This window comes from Paracoccus chinensis, from assembly GCF_900102885.1.
GTDB classification, from domain to species: domain Bacteria; phylum Pseudomonadota; class Alphaproteobacteria; order Rhodobacterales; family Rhodobacteraceae; genus Paracoccus; species Paracoccus chinensis.
Genome location: NZ_FNGE01000056.1, coordinates 1 through 2972, shown reverse-complemented (window position 1 = coordinate 2972; position 2972 = coordinate 1). Strand labels below are relative to the sequence as shown.

Sequence of the window (2972 nt, the reverse complement as noted above, 5' to 3'; positions counted from 1 at the left end):
GGGGGGGCCTTAGAGATTCTACATTGTAAACTTCTGTCCCTGCTTCGACCTGACCGATTTCTACGGGTTCTTCTTGGGCCATGATGGGTGAGGAAGAAAGTACAAGAGAGATACTGATAATAGAAAGTCTGAGCATTCTGCGACCTTCCCATCTCAACGTAACCGGAAACAAACAACATCTTATGAACTCACAGTTAAGTGATTCTAGCAAGAGATTTTTAAAAGATGGAGAAACGCAAAGTGCTTTGGATCGGCCTTGTTGCGCAAAGCCTGTCTGGGATTCACATCGGTAGTGCAGCGACATAGCTGGGCAGCATGTCCAAGCCTGCGTCCACCCGCTATCGCACCCTGAACTGGTCCGTCTACAACGCCGCGCTGCGTGAGCGCGGGTCGCTGACGGTCTGGTTCGATCCCGGCATGGCTTAGCACGCGGCGCCGTCTGGCAAGCGCGGTCGCCAGCAGACCTTCTCGGACGCCGCCATCCAGGCCTGCCTGACGATCAAGGTGCTCTTCGGCCTGCCGCTTCGCCAGATCGAGCCAAGGAACACCACTGGTCCGAGTGACCATGGCGAGGGGCTTCGTGGCCAGCCTGTTGAAGCTGGCGGGGCTCGACTGGCCGGTGCCGGACTTCTCGACGCTGTGCCGCCGACAAAGGACGCTGGCTGTCCAGCTGCCCTACCGGGGCACGGCCGGCTCGGGCGGCCCGCTGCACCTGCTCGTGGACAGCACGGGCATCAAGGTCCGGGGTGAAGGCGAATGGCATGCGCGCAAGCATGGTGGGGCGCGGTGACGTGTCTGGCGCAAGGTCCACCTGGCCATCGACGAGGCGACGCTCGAGGTGCGAGCGGTCGAAATCACCGGCAGCGGCGTCGGCGACGCGCCGATGCTGCCCGGCCTGTTGTCGCAGATCCCCGAGGGCGAGCCGATCGCCTCGGTGACGGCCGATGGCGCCTATGATGGCCGCGCCTGCCGCGACGCCATCGCCGACCGTGGAGCGGAAGCGATCATCCCGCCCCGCCGAAACGCCAAGCCATGGAAGAAAAAGAGTCCTGGTGCGGGGGCGAGGAACGAGGCCCTTCGGGCCATCAAGCGCCTCGGCCGGACTATCTGGCGGAAGTGGGCCGGCTACCACCGCCGCAGCCGCATCGAGACCAAGATGAACTGCATGGAGCTGCTGGGGCAGCGGCTGATGTCCCAAGACTTCGACCGTCAGACTGCCGAGCTCCAAGTCCGCATCGCCATCCTCAACCGCTTCACCGCACTCGGCATCCCCGTCACGCAGCCCGTCGGATGACGTCAAACGGAGAAGGGGAAAGTCCGACCGTCAGGAGATTTGCGCAACAAGGCCCTTTGGATCGCGTAGATACAAGCACGTTTTTAAAAAACTATCCCTTGCCGATCAGCCGCGCCCAGAACCTTTCTTTGGGCCGTTGGTCTGCCAGCAGGGCCGTTGCCTGTTGGCGCCACTTGTCCCGATCTTCCCTCAAGTCTGAGATCACCGTTTCCTTATCGGCCAACCGCTCCTGCGCCGCTTCAAGACGCGCCTGCAACTCTCTGATAAGACCTTCATTTACGGTGTTCTCTGTGGGTTTATCTTGTGTTTCCTCATGTTCGTTGGAAACTGTTGAGGGGTAAACCCTATGCAGTTCTGCCGGATCAATGTGAAAGGTTCCCGACTCATCTTTCACGGCAGATATTCGGCCATTTTTTATGGCCTTTGAGATCGTGGCCTTTGACTTGCCGGTCGCCCTCGCAGCTTCTCCTAGGGTGTATGCCACAGGGTTTCCTATCGTTCGGATTCCGCGATAGTGAACGGTTTACCTGTTCTCGTCCAGTGCTTCGCGGGCAGGGCTACGCCCGCAGGCTCTCTTGCTTCTTGCAATAGGCCACGAAGGCCGCGCCGGGATTCTTCGGGGGGTTGCCCTTGGCCGTTTCCTCGTGGGCGTAGGCCATCCAGTTCGCCCGCAAAGCGTAGTAGTCCCACCCAAGCGTTCTGGCGCGTGCGCGGGCTTGTTCCTCGGCCCATTTCGGGATGGTGATGGACAGGGACAGTTCGACCTGCACCGAGCGGGGGCGCACGGTCACAAGGTCGTTCTCGTCAACCTCGAAACGATAGAAGGGCGTTACATCTGCCTTGATGATCTCGCGCAGGTTATGGCGGAAGCGTTTGGCCGGGGCGTTACTGCCGGTTTTGTTCTGGAGGTTCGTCAGCCCGATCTGCCACTTTGGGGCGGTCCCGCAGTGCTTCCGGGCAATCTCATACAAGCGGCGTTCCAGAGGTCTGCGCAGGCGGAAATAGTCGTGGGAGATCGTCACCACCTGGTCGGTTTCTATCGCCCGCATCAGCCAACGCGACAACTTCACCTCGCAGTAGTCGAGGCGGAACCGTTCATCATCGGTACGGACAAAGCCGCCTTCGTCGATCAGGGAAAAAATCCGGGTTTCCACCTTCCCCCCGGATTTGATGTTCGTCACGAATTGCGCCCCTTGCAGGCGGGCAAAGGCGTCCTCAAGGCGCTTGTAGTGGTTCCCGCCGATGGGGCGGTTCGTGGCAACCGACAGTTCGCGGGCCGAGAAGCGCACCGTGTCGCCAATTGGCTCACCCCGGTTCTTCCGGGCCATCAACTGGCTGATAGTGAAGATGAGGATGTCCTTGTCGAAGATCGTCGGCAGGCCGAGGCCGGACGGGCGAATCTTCAGCACATTATCGCCGTTGCGGTATTCGAGGTGCCGCATGTCCGGCTTCGTCGCCAGCGAGAACAGCGGATGCTCCATCGACGCCATGTCGTCCTTCGGCACCGCGTCCGCTATGTCGAGCACGAAGAAATCGAGGTTCGGGTGGCGGTCTGGAAACAGGCTCATGCGGCAGAAATTTGACCTATCAGGAACTGACAAATTTGACCTATCAGGAACCGAAGTCGATGGGAAGGGGTTTGACCCTTTCGGAACCAAAGTTTGACCCTTTCGGAACC

At 59.9% G+C, this 2972-nt stretch carries 2 protein-coding genes and 1 pseudogene; 1 reads left to right on the top strand and 2 read right to left on the bottom strand.

What is annotated here, in order from left to right; all coding sequences use genetic code 11:
* Positions 1-315: 315 nt before the first annotated feature.
* Positions 316-1294, top strand: a pseudogene (locus BLQ03_RS17535) (IS5 family transposase).
* A 91-nt stretch (positions 1295-1385) separates the two neighbouring features.
* Here BLQ03_RS17535 and BLQ03_RS18180 read toward each other — a convergent pair.
* Entirely contained in the window at positions 1386-1778 is a 393-nt protein-coding gene (locus BLQ03_RS18180; RefSeq protein ID WP_139166815.1) for a MerR family transcriptional regulator, read from the bottom strand.
* Between the two features lie 73 nt (positions 1779-1851).
* On the bottom strand, positions 1852-2862 hold the full coding sequence (locus BLQ03_RS17530) for a replication initiator protein A (RefSeq protein WP_090757573.1): 1011 nt from the start codon (positions 2860-2862) through the stop codon (positions 1852-1854).
* Positions 2863-2972 lie beyond the last annotated feature (110 nt).